General features: G+C 64.5%; 11 protein-coding genes. 8 read left to right on the top strand and 3 right to left on the bottom strand.

All coding sequences use genetic code 11. The annotated features are described in order from the left end of the window. The first annotated feature begins 19 nt into the window (after window positions 1-19). Together BLIN9172_RS12355 and BLIN9172_RS12350 are read left to right on the top strand one after the other, a co-directional pair. A complete protein-coding gene (locus BLIN9172_RS12355; protein WP_101555343.1) occupies window positions 20-361 on the top strand; it encodes an ArsR/SmtB family transcription factor in 342 nt (113 codons plus the stop codon). 31 nt (window positions 362-392) lie between these two features. After that, window positions 393-881 (top strand): SRPBCC family protein, encoded by a 489-nt coding sequence (locus tag BLIN9172_RS12350; RefSeq protein WP_101555342.1) that lies wholly within the window; start codon window positions 393-395, stop codon window positions 879-881. A 135-nt stretch (window positions 882-1,016) separates the two neighbouring features. On the opposite strand, the gene BLIN9172_RS12345 is transcribed toward BLIN9172_RS12350, so the two are convergent. Next, on the bottom strand, window positions 1,017-2,336 hold the full coding sequence (locus BLIN9172_RS12345; protein ID WP_101555341.1) for an MFS transporter: 1,320 nt from the start codon (window positions 2,334-2,336) through the stop codon (window positions 1,017-1,019). Between the two features lie 138 nt (window positions 2,337-2,474). Here BLIN9172_RS12345 and BLIN9172_RS12340 point away from each other — a divergent pair, with 138 nt between their 5' ends. Both BLIN9172_RS12340 and fbaA read left to right on the top strand, forming a co-directional pair. Continuing rightward, window positions 2,475-4,439 (top strand): BCCT family transporter, encoded by a 1,965-nt coding sequence (locus BLIN9172_RS12340; RefSeq protein ID WP_101555340.1) that lies wholly within the window; start codon window positions 2,475-2,477, stop codon window positions 4,437-4,439. A 199-nt stretch (window positions 4,440-4,638) separates the two neighbouring features. Further along, window positions 4,639-5,664: a class II fructose-bisphosphate aldolase gene (gene fbaA, locus BLIN9172_RS12335; RefSeq protein ID WP_101555339.1), complete on the top strand. Its 1,026-nt coding sequence runs from the start codon at window positions 4,639-4,641 to the stop codon at window positions 5,662-5,664. Window positions 5,665-5,985: 321 nt separating this feature from the next. Here the strand turns inward: fbaA and BLIN9172_RS12330 are convergent, their stop codons facing one another. Then, complete coding sequence (locus BLIN9172_RS12330) at window positions 5,986-7,524, bottom strand: alanine/glycine:cation symporter family protein (RefSeq protein ID WP_101555338.1); 1,539 nt, start codon at window positions 7,522-7,524, stop codon at window positions 5,986-5,988. A 359-nt stretch (window positions 7,525-7,883) separates the two neighbouring features. Between BLIN9172_RS12330 and BLIN9172_RS12325 the strand changes: the two genes are divergently transcribed. The 4 genes from BLIN9172_RS12325 to BLIN9172_RS12310 all read left to right on the top strand — a co-directional run bounded on the left by BLIN9172_RS12325 (window position 7,884) and on the right by BLIN9172_RS12310 (window position 13,647). Further along, window positions 7,884-9,518: an ABC transporter substrate-binding protein gene (locus tag BLIN9172_RS12325; protein WP_101555337.1), complete on the top strand. Its 1,635-nt coding sequence runs from the start codon at window positions 7,884-7,886 to the stop codon at window positions 9,516-9,518. A gap of 153 nt (window positions 9,519-9,671) precedes the next feature. After that, the gene (locus BLIN9172_RS12320) at window positions 9,672-10,763 is read left to right on the top strand and encodes an ABC transporter permease (protein WP_101555336.1); all 1,092 of its coding nucleotides are present in this window, start codon (window positions 9,672-9,674) and stop codon (window positions 10,761-10,763) included. Continuing rightward, window positions 10,763-11,824, top strand: a complete 1,062-nt coding sequence (locus BLIN9172_RS12315) for an ABC transporter permease (protein WP_240812109.1) — start codon at window positions 10,763-10,765, stop codon at window positions 11,822-11,824. The genes BLIN9172_RS12320 and BLIN9172_RS12315 overlap by 1 nt, the downstream gene beginning before the upstream one ends. Beyond that, entirely contained in the window at window positions 11,821-13,647 is a 1,827-nt protein-coding gene (locus tag BLIN9172_RS12310) for a dipeptide ABC transporter ATP-binding protein (protein ID WP_101555335.1), read from the top strand. Before BLIN9172_RS12315 ends, BLIN9172_RS12310 begins: the two co-directional genes overlap by 4 nt. Window positions 13,648-13,713: 66 nt before the next feature. Here the strand turns inward: BLIN9172_RS12310 and BLIN9172_RS12305 are convergent, their stop codons facing one another. Further along, complete coding sequence (locus tag BLIN9172_RS12305) at window positions 13,714-14,373, bottom strand: TetR/AcrR family transcriptional regulator (RefSeq protein ID WP_101555334.1); 660 nt, start codon at window positions 14,371-14,373, stop codon at window positions 13,714-13,716. Window positions 14,374-14,663: the final 290 nt, after the last annotated feature.

The following is a 14,663-nucleotide window of genomic DNA, read 5'->3' as shown; positions in this document are numbered from 1 at the left end:
TAGTTGTATGATTGGGTGCATGAAAGCCGTTCTCGACGACGAGGTCGATGCGCTGTTCCATGCATTGGCCGACCGCACCCGGCGCGATATCGTGCGCCGAGTCGCAGGGGAAGGGCTTTCGGTGTCCGATCTGGCCGCCGGCTACGACATGAGCTTCGCCGCAGTGCAGAAGCACGTCGCTGTCCTCGAACGTGCAGGACTGGTGACGAAGCGCCGAGCAGGCAAACGGCAGATCGCCCACGCAGAGGTGGGTCCGCTTCGCACCATCAGGAGCATGCTCGCCGAGCTCGAAGACCACTGGGTCGAACGAGTGCAGAGAATCGACGACCTTCTGGCCGGGCACGAACAGGCCGGGTCGTGAAGCCAACCACCACAATGCTCAGGGAGCAGCCATGCCGGTCATCGACACATTTCATGACGAAGAGACACTGACGCTGACGATCGTCGCCGAATTCGCGGCGCCGCTCGAACGAGTGTGGGAGGTCTACGCCGACCCGCGACAGCTCGAGCAGATCTGGGGGCCTCCGACGTACCCGGCCACCGTCGTCGACCATTCGCTCGCACCCGGCGGCAGAGTCACGTACTACATGACGAGCCCGGAGGGCGAGAAGTTCTGCGGGCTGTGGGAGCTGACCGCCGTCGATCGTCCCACACGTTTGGAATTCCGCGATTACTTCGCGAATGAGGACTTCACGGTCGTCGAATCGATGCCCGGAAGCAGCTGCGTCTACCGCTTCGAGGCAACCGAGACCGGGACGAGAGCCACGTATGAATCCATCTTCGACTCGGTGGAGGGACTGCGCACCGTCCTCGAGATGGGTGTCATCGAAGGTTCGACCGGGGCGATCAACCAGATCGACGACCTGCTGGCTCGCGACTGAGCCGCCAACCGAGCGAACTCGCAACCGTGCGAACTCGCATAGGGAGATTCCGCGGGAGAGGAATGTTGATTCTCGCCGCTGAAACCAACATTCCTCTCCCGCAGAATGGCGCGCGGGTTCCGCACCGGGGTCGGGCTACGCCTCTGTGCGGGCCTGCATGGAGTGGGCCGGGGCGTCCGGGCGGACGGGGATGATGAGCGCCAGACCAACAGCCAGAACGATGAGGATGCCCAGCGTTCCCGCCCGCTGGAAGCCGAAGATCGTGATCGCCAAGGCGAACATCGCGGGCCCCAGGAAGCTCACGGCTCGTCCGGTCGTGGCATAGAGGCCGAAGTTCTCCCCGGCCGACTCCGGCGGAGTGATGCGGGCCAGGAACGACCGGCTCGACGCCTGGACCGGACCGACGCAGAAGCTCAGGATCAGGGCGCAGGCCCAGAACACGGCCGCCTCGGCGCTGAAGAGGATCGGCAGTCCACCTGCGATGATGACGATGAGACCGGCGATGATGACGGGTTTCGGCCCGAGCCGATCGTCGAACCACCCTGCGATCATCGCCCCGGCGCCGGCGGCGACGTTAGCTGCCACACCGAGGATGATGATCTCCGAGGCGGAGAACCCGTAGCTGCCGGCGGCGAGGACTCCTGCGAAGGAGAAGATCGCGGCCAGGCCGTCCCGGAAGACCGCCGAGGCGATGAAGAACCGCAGCGTCTGATGCTCGGTCGACCACATCCGGACAAGACGACGCACGAGGCCCGCATAGTCGGAGACGAAAGCGCGGATCGGGTGGCCGCCCGAGGTGCCTTTGACCTTCGCGCCGGGAGCCGAGAACAGGACCGGGATCGCGAAGATCGCAAACCAGACCGCCGCGAGGACAGCGACGATGCGGAACCTCAGTCCGTCGACGTCGCTGGCACCGAGGATGCCCACCTCGGGTTGGATGACGAGGACGAGGAGGAGGACGAGGAGGACCAGCCCTCCGACGTAGCCCATGCCCCACCCGAATCCGGAGACCTTGCCGACATTGTCGGGGGTGGTGATGCGGACCATGATGCCGTTGTAGGACACCTCGGCGAATTCGAAGAACACGCTGCCCACAGCCAGAAGCAGCAGACCCAGCCAGAGATAGTCGGGGGAGTCCCGGACGAAGAACAGGCCGAACATCGTGAGCACGACGATTCCGGTGTGCACGCCCAGCCACAGGCGATGCCGACCCCCGGCGTCGGCCCGAGTACCGGCTGCCGGAGCGATGACGGCGATGACGAATCCGGCCGCGGCCATCGACCAGCCCAATGCCGAGGAACCCGCCTCCTCGGTGGCGGCCACGGACTTCGTCAGGTAGGGAGCGAACACGAAAGTGATGATTACGGCATTGAACGATGCCGAACCCCAGTCCCACAGTGCCCAATTGACGATGCGCAGGCGGCTTGCTGCCGGTGACGGCGGGGATGCAGACATGGTGTCACTGTACTGAATCGCTGCCCGAACGGGATGAAAACTGCGATAATAGCAGGGGATAGCTGAATGCGACGTTGAAGCAGTCCGTGAATTGCGGCAAAGTAGATAGACGGATCTGAACTCGAAGCGAAGGGCATTATGAGCGACCCCAACGCGGACGACGGCTCCGCGACCGGCCAGCAGGCCGGCGCGACCGCTGAGGCGGACTCGGCACCAACCACCGGTGCCGACGATACGACCGCCTCCACACCGTCCGAAACCGAACATTATCTCATCGGCGAACCCGACCCCGTAGCGCTTCATCTTCCGGAGAAGCTGCACATCGGCGAAGGCGACTCCGATGCGGAGATCACCGAGAAGCTGCGCCGCCAAGGTGTGCGCATCGGCAAGGGCATGATCGCCCCGGCCGTCTTCTGGCCAGCGCTGATCATCATCGTCGCCGTCGCGGCTTTGGCGATCGCGCTCCCGACGTCGACCGGCGACGTGATCTCTGCGATGCAGGGCTGGGTTGTCGCCGACCTCGGCTGGTACTACATGCTGGTCGTCGGGCTGTTCGTCGTCTTCGCCATTGTCGTCGGATTCTCCAAGTACGGCAGAATCCGGCTGGGCAAGGATGGCGACCGACCGGAATTCAACGTCTTCTCGTGGTTCGCGATGCTCTTCGCCGCGGGTATGGGCATCGGCCTCGTCTTCTACGGCGTCGCCGAACCGCTGACCTACGCCACGACCGGGGCGAAGCCGGGATGGCCCGACAACGAGATCGACGACGCGAAGCTGGGCATGGCCCAGACCTTCGTCCACTGGGGTCTGCACCCCTGGGCGCTCTACGCCGTACTCGGCATGGCACTGGCCTATGCGATCCACCGCCGTGGTCGCCCCCTGTCGATCCGCTGGGCCCTCGAACCGCTCCTGGGACGTTTCGTCAAGGGGTGGGCCGGTGACGTCATCGATGTCATCGCGATCTGCGGAACGGTCTTCGGCATCGCCACCTCTCTCGGGCTCGGCGTGCAGCAGATCTCAGCCGGACTCAAACACATCGGCGTCGTCGGTGAGTACGACAACATGTTCCTCGTCATCCTCATCGTCATCATCACCTTCCTCGCCACCGCTTCGGTGGTCTCGGGTGTGGGCGCCGGCATCAAGTGGCTGTCGAACATCAACCTCACGATGGCCGGTATCCTCCTCGTCACGGTTCTCGTGCTCGGGCCGACTCTGTTCCTGTTCCAGAACTTCGTCGAGTCGATCGGCGTGTATCTGGCCAATGTCTTCGATATGACGTTCGACATCGGTGCCTACACCGGTGACGAAGGCGCGGAGTGGAACTCCTCCTGGACCCTGTTCTACTGGGGCTGGTGGATCTCGTGGGCGCCCTTCGTCGGCGTCTTCATCGCCCGCATCTCGCGTGGCCGCACCGTGCGCGAATTCATCGCCGGTGTGCTCCTCGTGCCGTCGATCGTCGGCTTCTTCTGGTTCTCCGTGATGGGCGGCACCGGCATCCACCGTCAGATCTTCGGCACCGGCGACCTCGTCGACCCGGACGAAGGCGTCGTGGCCGAGCGCGTCCTCTTCGACGTGCTCGGAGACCTGCCGCTGGGCGCAGTGATGTCGGTCATCGCCATCATCGTCGTGGCGATCTTCTTCATCACTTCGTCGGATTCGGGTTCGCTCGTCGTCGACATGCTCGCCTCGGGCGGCCACCCGAACCCGCCTCTGTGGTCGCGTGTCCTCTGGGCGCTGATGGAGGGTGCACTGGCGATCGGTCTGCTCATCGCCGGCGGACTCGGAGCGCTGCAGGCCGGGTCGCTGCTCACGGCGCTGCCGTTCAGCATCATCCTCGTCCTCGTCTGCGTGTCCACGCTCAAGGCCTTCGGCAAGGAGGCGCAGCGGACGGCGGCGATTGAGCGTGCCGCGCGGTTCCGTCAGGTCGGTGAGTACCTGGCCGATGATTTCGACGAGTACCTTGGTGACAAGGTCGATGAGCGCATCGACTACCGAATCACGCGCACTCGCGGCATCGGCGATCGGATGAAGTCGCGCTCCGGAGGAACCCGGGAGTTGCGCAAGTCCGGCCGCGACAAGGGGACGTCGACCCCCGCGGACTGACACGGCACCTTCGACGGACATTGCGCCGCCGACGGATCGAGGGCCCGTGTGACCGACTGCGAGTCGGTCACACGGGCCCTTGTCGTACCAGATCTCATCGCAGATCCCGGACCCCGCTGTCGGCGGCTTCTGCGGCGCAAGTCGGAACGAGTAGGCTGGTGGCGAACGAGTACACCGACCCATCGACCAAGGAGCGCACATGCCCATCGCCAGCCCCGAAGTGTATGCCGAGATGATCGACCGCGCGAAGACCCAGGGCTTCGCCTACCCCGCGATCAACTGCACCTCCTCGCAGACGATCAACGCCGCCATCCGCGGCTTCGCCGAGGCCGGATCCGACGGCATCGTGCAGATCTCCACGGGAGGCGCCGAATACATGTCCGGCCCGACCGTCAAGGACCGCGTGCGCGGTGCCATCGCGTTCTCCGTCTTCGCCGCCGAGGTGGCCAAGAGCTACGACGTCAACATCGCACTGCACACCGACCACGCCCCGAAGGACGCCGTCGAAGCCTGGGTCAAGCCCCTGCTGGCCGCATCGACCGAGCGCGTGAAGAACGGCGGCGAGCCCTACTTCCAGTCGCACATGTGGGACGGCTCGGCCGTTCCCCTCGACGAGAACCTCGTCCTTGCCGAGGAGCTGCTCGAGCTCTCGACGGCTGCGCACTCGATTCTCGAGATCGAGGTCGGCGTCGTCGGCGGGGAAGAGGACGGCGTCGAGAACGAGATCAACGACAAGCTCTACACCACCGTCGGGGATGGGATGGCCACCGCCCGTGCCCTGGGCACCGGCGAGAAGGGCCGTTACCTCACGGCTCTGACCTTCGGAAACGTCCACGGCGTGTACAAGCCCGGCAATGTGAAGCTGCGCCCCGAACTCCTCGGTGAGATCCAGGAGAAGGTCGGCGCCGAAGTCGGCAAGAAGGCTCCGTTCGACCTCGTCTTCCACGGCGGTTCGGGATCGAGTGCGGAAGAGATCGCCGAGGCGGTCCGCCACGGAGTCGTGAAGATGAACATCGACACCGACACCCAGTACGCCTTCACCCGCCCCGTCGTCGAGCACATGTTCCGCAACTACGACGGAGTGCTCAAGATCGACGGTGAGGTCGGCGACAAGAAGCTCTACGACCCGCGCTCCTACGGCAAGGCCGCGGAGAAGGGCATGGCCGAGCGCGTCCTCGAAGCCTGCCAGAACCTCGGCTCGGCAGGCACCAGCCTGCAGAAGTGAGTCTCAGCCGGCTCAGCTAGCTCGGCTAGTGGGCCGGAGCGCAGCAGGGTCTGCCTCACGAACCGACAGCGGCCGTCGCCCGATTCCGCGCGGCGGCCGCTGCGCATGCCGAACCGTCGAGAAACGGGCCAAGCGTCGAGAAACGCACGTGGACACCCGTGTCTCGACAGTCAGCCCGTTTCTCGGCGAGATTCCACTGTGGAATGTACGAGGCCCGGGACGCCATTGTCCCGGGCCTCGTATCGTCCCTCGGATCGGCGGACGAGTTGTCTGCCGATCGGACTGCCTGCCGAGTGGCCTGCAGCCCGGTCGCGCTTCGCGTCAGCCTTTGGGCACCGCCTCGCCGGCCTTGAGGCGAGCCACCCGCTGATCCCAGAAGTCGGCGTTGCGCACGCCGATCTTCTCGGGCTCGAACACCGGGTCCAAGCCGAGCTTGGTCTGGCGTTCGAAGTCGCGCAGGAGCTTGAACGCCGGCTGCTGCAGGATGAGGATGCTGATGATGTTCAGCCAGGCCATGAGGCCCACGCCGATGTCACCGAGCGCCCAGGCACTGCCGGCTGTCGACATCGCGCCGACGGCGACGGCGATGAGGATGAGCAGCTGCAGCACGCGCTTGCCGACCGCGAGCACCATGGTGTTCTTGGCCTTGCCGAGCAGGTACACGAGGTTGGTCTCGGCCATGTAGTAGTAGGCGACGATCGTGGTCAGCGCGAAGAGGAAGATCGAGATCGCGATGAACCCGGCGCCGAGACCGTGGATCATCGAGTCGAGCCCCGCCTGCGGCCACTTCTCGCCCGGGGTCGCTGCGATCTCCTCGGCCAGCTGGCCGCGGCCGGTGCCGATGATCGTGGTGCCGTCGGCGTCGAAGACCTTGTACATGCCGGTCGAGAGGATCATGAACGCCGTCGCCGAGCACACGAAGAGGGTGTCGATGTAGACCGAGCCGGCCTGCACGAGTCCCTGTTTCGACGGGTGGGAGACCTCGGCGGCCGATGCCGCGTGAGGCCCGGTGCCCTGTCCGGCTTCGTTCGAGTAGATGCCGCGCTGTACGCCCCACTGGACCGCCATACCGATGATGCCGCCGAAGGCCGCTTCCGGTCCGGCGTCGATGCCGAAGGCCGAGGTGAACATCAGCTGGAGGACCGGAACGATCTGATCAGCATTGATGATGGTCACGGCGATGGCCGCAATGATGTAGATGACGGCCATGAAAGGCACAGCCAGCGAAGCGAAGTGTGCGATGCGCTTGATGCCGCCGACGACGATGAAGCCCATGATGATGACCAGAGCGATTGCGGTGCCCCAGGTCGGAATGCTCCAAGCATTCTCGACGGCGCCGGAGATCGCATTGGACTGGATGCCCGGCAGCATGAACGACATGGCGATGACGGTCACGGCGGCGAAGACCATGCCGTAGACCTTGAACAGGCCGCGAGCCTTGGTGTGGCGGTAGGCTTTCTCGATGTAGAAGGCGGGGCCGCCGCGGTACTCGCCGGTGCGAGGGTCCTGCTCCTTGAAGATCTGGCCCAGCGTGGATTCGACGTAGGACGTCGAGGCACCGAGGAGGGCCGAGATCCACATCCAGACGACGGCACCGGGGCCGCCGAAGCCGATGGCGGTAGCGACACCGGCGATATTGCCGACGCCGACGCGACCGGCGAGCGAGATGGCCAGAGCCTGGAAGGACGAGACGCCCTCATTGGAGCTCTTGCCCCTGAACATCTGCCTGAAGATGGCGGGGATCTGGCGGATCTGCACGACCCGTGAGCGGATCGTGAAATAGACACCAGCGCCGAGGCACAGGTAGACGAGGGCGGACGACCACACCACCCCGTTGAGCCAGTCGATGAAAGCGGACACGCTTCTCCATTCGTTCTTCCGTGCCGGGATCGCCGACACGGTGTTGCTTATCTAGCATCTGTGCCACAGCGCCGGCCCGCTGTTGAGCGACCGGATTCACGAGAGTTTCCCTAGCGTTCTCTGTGATGCACCTCATAAGTGAAACCGATTGTCATCGGTGACGCAAATCGCATTCGCCGAGGCGGCTTCCCGTTGCGCTGTGCCGGGCAGGACCGCCTCGGCGAATTGTTGCGAAGTCATTGCGAAGCGGATCACTTCATGTGCGTCAGTTCACTATTTGGGACGGGAACCGTATGATGTGGTGCGGATCTCTTCGAGCAAAGAAGACACGAAGAGCACGTGTGAAAGACAGGAACACCATGAAACGACGAACTGGCGCTAAGGCCGTAGCCATCGCTGCGGCGGGCGCACTGCTCCTCTCCGCCTGCTCGACCTCGACGACCGGAGGCGGTGGCGGAGACGACGATGGCGGCATGCTCACGGTCGGAACCACGGACAAGGTCGTGGCGCTCGACCCGGCTGCCGCGTACGACAACGGAAGCTCGCTCGTCGAACAGCAGATCTACCCGTACATCCTCGCCTACAAGCCGGGCACGGCCGAACTCAACCCGTCTATCGCCGAATCGGCCGACTTCACCGAGCCGACGAAGTACGAGGTCAAGCTCAAGGACGGGCTCAAATATGCCAACGGAAACGAACTGACCTCCTCCGACGTGAAGTTCTCCTTCGACCGGCAGCTGAAGATCCAGGACCCCAACGGACCGTCCTCGCTGCTGGGCGGCCTGAAGTCCGTGGAGACCCCGGATGATCAGACTGTGATTTTCAACCTGAAGCGCAAGAACGACCAGACCTGGCCGGGAGTGCTGGCCAGCGCCGCCGGTCCGATCGTCGATGAGGACGTGTTCTCGCCTGACAAGGTCACGAAGGATCAGGAGATCGTCGACAGCAAAGCATTCGCCGGCCCGTACACGATCGACGGCTTCAAGTTCAACGAGCTGATCACCTACAAGGCGAACCCGGACTACAAGGGATTCATCGAGCCGGCGAAGACCGAGACCGTGCAGATGAAGTACTACTCGGACGCGAACAACATGAAGCTCGATGTCCAAGAAGGAACCATCGACGTGGCCTGGCGCTCACTGTCGGCCACCGACGTCGAGGACCTCGGCAAGAACGAGGCCCTCAAGGTCCACAAGGGTCCCGGCGGCGAGATCCGCTACATCGTGTTCAACATGGACACGATGCCATTCGGAGCAAAGGCCGATGAAGCCGATGAGAAGAAGGCGCTCGCGGTCCGCAGGGCCATGGCCGACTCCGTCGACCGTCAGGCCATCGCCAGCCAGGTCTACAAGGACACCTTTACCCCGCTGTACTCGCATGTGCCCGAGGGGCTGCCCGGTGCTGATGAGCCGCTGAAGTCCGAATACGGCGACGGCAAGGGCGGAGCCGATGTCGCCAAGGCGAAGAAGGCGCTCAAGGACGCCGGAGTCAAGACCCCGGTCGAGCTCAACCTGCAGTACAACCCGGACCACTACGGCCCGTCCTCGGGCGATGAGTACGCCCTGGTGAAGGACCAGCTGGACAAGACCGGTCTGTTCAAGGTCAAACTCCAGTCGACGGAGTGGGTGCAGTACAATAAAAACCGCACCGACGACGTCTACCCGATGTACCAGCTGGGTTGGTTCCCGGACTACTCGGATGCCGACAACTACCTCGTGCCGTTCTTCTACGACACGGATGAGACTCCGTCGTTCCTCGCCAACCACTACCGTGACGAGGCGATGAACAAGGAACTCAACGCACAGTCCTCGATTGCCGATGAAGGCAAGCGCGAAGAGGCCCTGAAGAAGATCCAAGGCCAGTTGGCCGACGAGCTGCCGACTCTGCCGCTGCTGCAGGGCAACCAGATCGCCGTGTCCGGCAAGGACGTCAAGGGCGTCGACGACACCCTCGACCCCGCTTTCCAGTTCCGTCTGGCACTGCTGAGCAAGTGATCACCCACACGAGGTGCAGGTGAGCCGATCGGGCCGCCTGCACCTCGTGGCGCGTTCGCGGTCAGCTCCGTACACCCGCGGTGACCCGCACCGAGGTGGCCGTTGTGCGTCCCTCAGCCGCGAGCGCATCGAAACACATCCCAGAAGGAACACATGTCTGCTGCCATCAGCGAACCAGGGGCTGAGGCCGCCGAGACTTCGGTCGCGGTCAAAAAGCCCGCTGGGGGCGGACTGGGACGTTACGTCCTCATCCGCTTCCTCCTCATCATTCCCACGATCTTCATTCTCACCACTTTGGTGTTCTTCCTCATGCGCATCACCGGTGACCCGATCACCGCAGCGCTGGGCGGACGCCTGACGAAGGCGCAGCTGGCCGAGCGCGTCCACGCCGCCGGCTACGACCGGCCCATCCTCGTCCAGTACTTCGAATACCTGGGCAACCTGTTCAAAGGCGACTTCGGCACCGCGGTCTCCGACGGGCAGCCGGTGTCGTCGATCCTGCTCAACTACGGGGCAGCGACCGTCGAACTCGTCTTCTACGCGCTCATCGTCGCGTTCATCCTCGGCATCCCGCTGGGCATGCTCGCCGCCTACCACCGCGATAAGGCCCCCGACGCCGCGCTGCGCGTGCTCGCGATCCTCGGCTACGCGACCCCGGTGTTCTTCGCCGGCATGATCCTCAAACTCATCTTCGGCGTCTTCCTGCCGATCCTGCCCGTCGCCGGCCGTGGCACCACGGAGACCGAATACATCATGTCCGGTGTCGTCGGGCCCACGCACTTCTATCTCATCGACGCCCTGCGCATCGGCAACTTCTCCGTCGTGGCCGACGTGCTCGCCCATGCGGTGCTGCCGGCGATCGCCCTCGGCGTGCTCACCGCAGGAGTGTTCCTCAGGCTCGTGCGCACGAACCTCATCGGCACGCTCGAACAGCAGTACATCGACTCCGGCCGCTCCCGCGGAATCTCCGAATACCGCCTGGTCACCAAGCACGCCTACCGCCCGGCGCTGATCCCGATCATCACGGTCATGGGCATGCAGATCGCGCTCATGCTCGCCGGAGCCGTGCTCACCGAGACGACGTTCGAATGGAAGGGGCTCGGCTTCAAACTCGCCGAGTACCTCACCGCCCGCGACTTCGTGGCCGTCCAGGGAATCGTCGTGTTCCTCGCCGTCATCGTCGCGGTCACGAACTTCCTCGTCGACGTCATCGCCGCATTCATCGACCCGAGAGTGAGGTACTGATGTCCACTCCAGACAACTCGCAGAACCCAGGCCCGGATGAGCCGACCCAGACTTTCGCCGAGGCGGCTCCCGGCTCCGGAGCACCGGCAGTGGCGTTCGACGAGAGAGCCAAGAAATCCTGGTTCTCCCGCCTGCCGATCGTCTCCCATCTGCGCCAGTCCGTCGGCCTGCAGCGCGGAATGCTCATCACCGGACTCATCCTCAGCGGAATCGTCATCATCTGCGCGATCTTCGCTCCTCTCATCGCCCCCTACGGCTTCAACCAGCTGGGCACCTCCGAAGGCAACTTCGGGTCGAAGCTGCCCCCCGGCGGCACCCATATCTGGGGCACCACGGTCGGCGGCTACGACGTCTTCTCCCGTGTCGTCTGGGGCGCGCAGACCGCAGTCGCCGTCATCGTCGTGGCCGTGGTCATGTCCCTGTTCGCCGGTGTCATCCTCGGACTCATCTCCGGCTACATCGGCGGCTGGCTCGACCGCATCCTCGTCGTCATCGCCGATGCCGTCTACGCATTCCCGACCCTGCTGCTGGCACTGGTCATGTCGATCGCCATCTCCGGCGGACAATCGAGTGCCTGGGGCGGAATCGCGGCGGCCGCGTTCTCGATCACGGTCGTCTTCATTCCGCAGTACTTCCGCGTGGTGCGGGCCGAGACCCTGCGGCTGAAGGCCGAACCCTTCGTCGAATCGGCGATCGTGCTCGGTGCCTCGAAGGCGCGCATCATCTCCAAGCACATCTTCCGCAACGCCACCCGCACCCTGCCGTTGATCTTCACACTCAACGCCTCCGAGGCGATTCTCACTCTCGCCGGGCTCGGGTTTCTGGGCTTCGGAATCGAACCCACCTCGGCGTCGGAATGGGGATACGACCTCAACAAGGCGCTGCCGGACGTCACCTCCGGTGTGTGGTGGACGGCGGTGTTCCCAGGCCTGGCCATCGTGCTCACGGTGCTGGGAATCACCCTGGTCGGTGAGTCGATGAACGACCTCAACGACCCGCGTCTGCGCGTACGACGCAAAGCCAAGGTCAAGAACGTCAAGCCCGCGGAGGTCACGGCATGAGCAAGCAGAAACACGAGCAGACCGCCTCGGCGACGGGCAGCATCCTCGACGTCGACGGTCTCGACGTCACCTTCTCCACCGACGGCGGCGACGTTCACGCCGTCAAGGACGTGTCGCTGTCCGTCTCGCCCGGTGAGGTGCTGGCGATCGTGGGCGAGTCGGGGTCGGGCAAGACCGTGACCGCCCGGTCCATCCTCGGCCTGCTGCCCGAGACGGCGGAGCGCTCTGGTGCTGTCGTCATCTCGGGTGCGAACGTGCTCAGCGTTTCCGCAGATGAGCTGCGAGCCATGCGCGGCCGGGATGTGGCGATGGTCTTCCAGGAGCCGTCGACCGCGCTCAATCCCGTCTACACGGTCGGGTGGCAGATCGCCGAAGGTCTGCGCGCGCATGATCGGAAGGCGAGCAGGGCCGACCTCAAGGCGCGCGTCGTCAGGGCGATGCAGCGGGTCGGAATTCCCGATGCCGAAAGCCGTTTCGACTACTACCCGCACCAGTTCTCCGGCGGGCAGAAGCAGCGCATCGTCATCGCGATGGCGTTGGCCCTGGGGGCGAAGCTCATCGTCGCCGACGAACCGACCACCGCCCTCGACGTCACCGTGCAGGCGGAGATCCTCGACCTGCTGCGCGAACTGCGCGACGAGACGGGCACTGCCATCGTGCTCATCACCCATAACATGGGCGTCGTCGCCGACCTCGCCGATCGGGTGGCCGTGATGCTGCGCGGAGACCTCGTCGAGGTCTCGTCGGTCGAACAGCTCTTCAACGATCCGCAGGAGCAGTACACTCGCGAACTGCTCGCCGCTGTGCCGCGGATCGGGTCGACCGTGGCCGGCAGTCGCAAGGCGGCCGCCGCCGAGGCGGGAGCACAGACCGGTGCGGCCACGGGGGATCCGTCGACGACGGACCCCGAGGCGGCCGGCACAGACTCGCCACGTACCGACTCAGCGAGGGAGACCTCGGCGGGGACCGCCTCGGCGAAGAAAAGGGACGCGCGCGAATCGATCGTGACCGCGCGCGGGCTCGACATCGTCTACCCAGGAGGGTTCGGCAAGTCGGATTTCCACGCCGTGAAGAAGGTCAGCTTCGACATCAAGGCCGGCGAGGTCTACGGACTCGTCGGTGAATCGGGATCGGGCAAGACCACGATCGGACGCGCGATCGCGGGCCTGACCAGGGCCAGCGGCGGCAGTCTCGAAGTGCTCGGGCACGAGATGGTCGGGTTCAAGGAGCGTGAGTTCTCGAAGATCCGGCGACGGATCGGATTCGTGTTCCAGGACCCGGCGGCCTCATTCAACCCCCATCTGTCGATCGGGGAGTGCATCGCCGAACCGTTCGCGATCCACCGGCGGGAGATGAGTCCGTCCGACCGGTCGCAGCGAGTGCTCGAACTCCTCGACTCCGTGCAGCTGCCGAAGGCGTATGCGGCACGATATCCGCATGAGCTCTCCGGCGGCCAGCGGCAGAGGGCGTCGCTGGCGCGCGGTCTGGCGCTCGATCCGGAGCTGCTCATCGCCGATGAACCGACCTCCGCGCTCGACGTGTCCGTGCAGGCGAAGGTGCTCGAGCTCTTCGTCGAGCTGCAGAACCGCTTCGACTTCGCGGCGCTGTTCATCAGCCACGACCTCGCCGTTGTCGACATGCTCTCCGACCGCATCGGGGTGCTCTTCCACGGCGAGCTGGTCGAAGAGGGCACGGGCGAGCAGGTGCTCGGGTCACCGGACAACGACTACACGAAGCGCCTCATCGCCTCCCTGCCGGTCCCGGACCCGGCCGAGCAGGCGGAACGCCGCGAACTGGCAAGAACCCTCCGCACCACTCCCTAATTACTACCTGACGGCGGCGCAGCAACCTCGCGCGAGGTTGCTGCGCCGCCGTCAGGTAGTAAGGGGTCAGTTGGTGTCGGCGATGAAGTCGAGCATTCCGGCCTGGTTGACCGGCAGGGCCAGCAGGCGGTCGAGTTCGGCCTCGTCGGGGTCGATTCCGAGGATGCGCATCGAGTACTGAGTGAAGTCGCGCTCGATCATGTCAGGCGTCAGGTCACCCGTCGGCCGGTACCACAGCGAGAGCGAGTTGCAGATCGAGTGGATGGCGCGAGTGGCCAGAGCCGCACTGCTGACGTGGAACTGACCCGAGTCCATGCCTGGCTGGACGATATCGCCCATGATCTCGCGAGCCTCCCGCTGGAGTCCCTTGACGCGGACGGCGTTGTCGCCGGTGAGCCGTTCGGTGTCGCGCAGCAGCACGGTGGAGACCGAGACGTTCTCCATCCGGTAGCGGGCGAGGTAGCGCACCGCCACGGCCAGCTGGTCGACAGGATCGTCATCGACGTCACTGATGACCGCCCGGCAGTGTTCGACGTACCAGGTATACGCTGTGTGGACGAGTTCGTAGAGCGCTTCCTGTTTGGACGGGAAGTAGTAGTAGAGCGCAGAGAGGCTCAGGCCTGCTGTCTGCGCGATGTCGCGGATGGACGCGCCGTCGAATCCTTTGTCCGCGAAGGTGTCCCGGGCCGAGCGGAGAATATTGTTGCGGCCGTTGGTTGAGCGCACGATGACCGGACTCCTTGCCTAGTTTTTGGTCGAAGCCGACTTTTTAACGAACAGTCTTTCACTTGCCCAACGACCATACACGACCGGTGGTCTCTGCGGGCCTGATTTCGCGGGGAATTACGGTATCACCGTGTTCGGCGTCCGTTGCGACGGGTCGCGGACTTCGTATGGCTCCGTCACCGGAACAGTGATCGAGCAGTGCCTGGTCAGTGACCTGACCCAGCCTCAACCGGTGACCAGCGTCACTCTCTGTCCGGGAATGATTGAGTGTTCAACAATGTTGGCCACGG

Source organism: Brevibacterium linens ATCC 9172 (assembly GCF_900169165.1).
In the GTDB taxonomy this organism is placed as follows: Bacteria; Actinomycetota; Actinomycetes; order Actinomycetales; family Brevibacteriaceae; genus Brevibacterium; species Brevibacterium linens.
The sequence above is the reverse complement of the archived record's forward strand: the minus strand, read 5'-3'. Positions and strand labels throughout refer to the sequence as shown.

What these genes read in the sequence shown, in the direction of transcription:
- BLIN9172_RS12355 (WP_101555343.1), top strand. Translation starts at nt 20, where the DNA reads ATGAAAGCCGTTCTCGACGACGAGGTCGATGCGCTGTTCCATGCATTG.
- BLIN9172_RS12350 (WP_101555342.1), top strand. Translation starts at nt 393, where the DNA reads ATGCCGGTCATCGACACATTTCATGACGAAGAGACACTGACGCTGACG.
- BLIN9172_RS12345 (WP_101555341.1), bottom strand. Translation starts at nt 2,336, where the DNA reads ATGTCTGCATCCCCGCCGTCACCGGCAGCAAGCCGCCTGCGCATCGTC.
- BLIN9172_RS12340 (WP_101555340.1), top strand. Translation starts at nt 2,475, where the DNA reads ATGAGCGACCCCAACGCGGACGACGGCTCCGCGACCGGCCAGCAGGCC.
- fbaA (WP_101555339.1), top strand. Translation starts at nt 4,639, where the DNA reads ATGCCCATCGCCAGCCCCGAAGTGTATGCCGAGATGATCGACCGCGCG.
- BLIN9172_RS12325 (WP_101555337.1), top strand. Translation starts at nt 7,884, where the DNA reads ATGAAACGACGAACTGGCGCTAAGGCCGTAGCCATCGCTGCGGCGGGC.
- BLIN9172_RS12320 (WP_101555336.1), top strand. Translation starts at nt 9,672, where the DNA reads ATGTCTGCTGCCATCAGCGAACCAGGGGCTGAGGCCGCCGAGACTTCG.
- BLIN9172_RS12315 (WP_240812109.1), top strand. Translation starts at nt 10,763, where the DNA reads ATGTCCACTCCAGACAACTCGCAGAACCCAGGCCCGGATGAGCCGACC.
- BLIN9172_RS12310 (WP_101555335.1), top strand. Translation starts at nt 11,821, where the DNA reads ATGAGCAAGCAGAAACACGAGCAGACCGCCTCGGCGACGGGCAGCATC.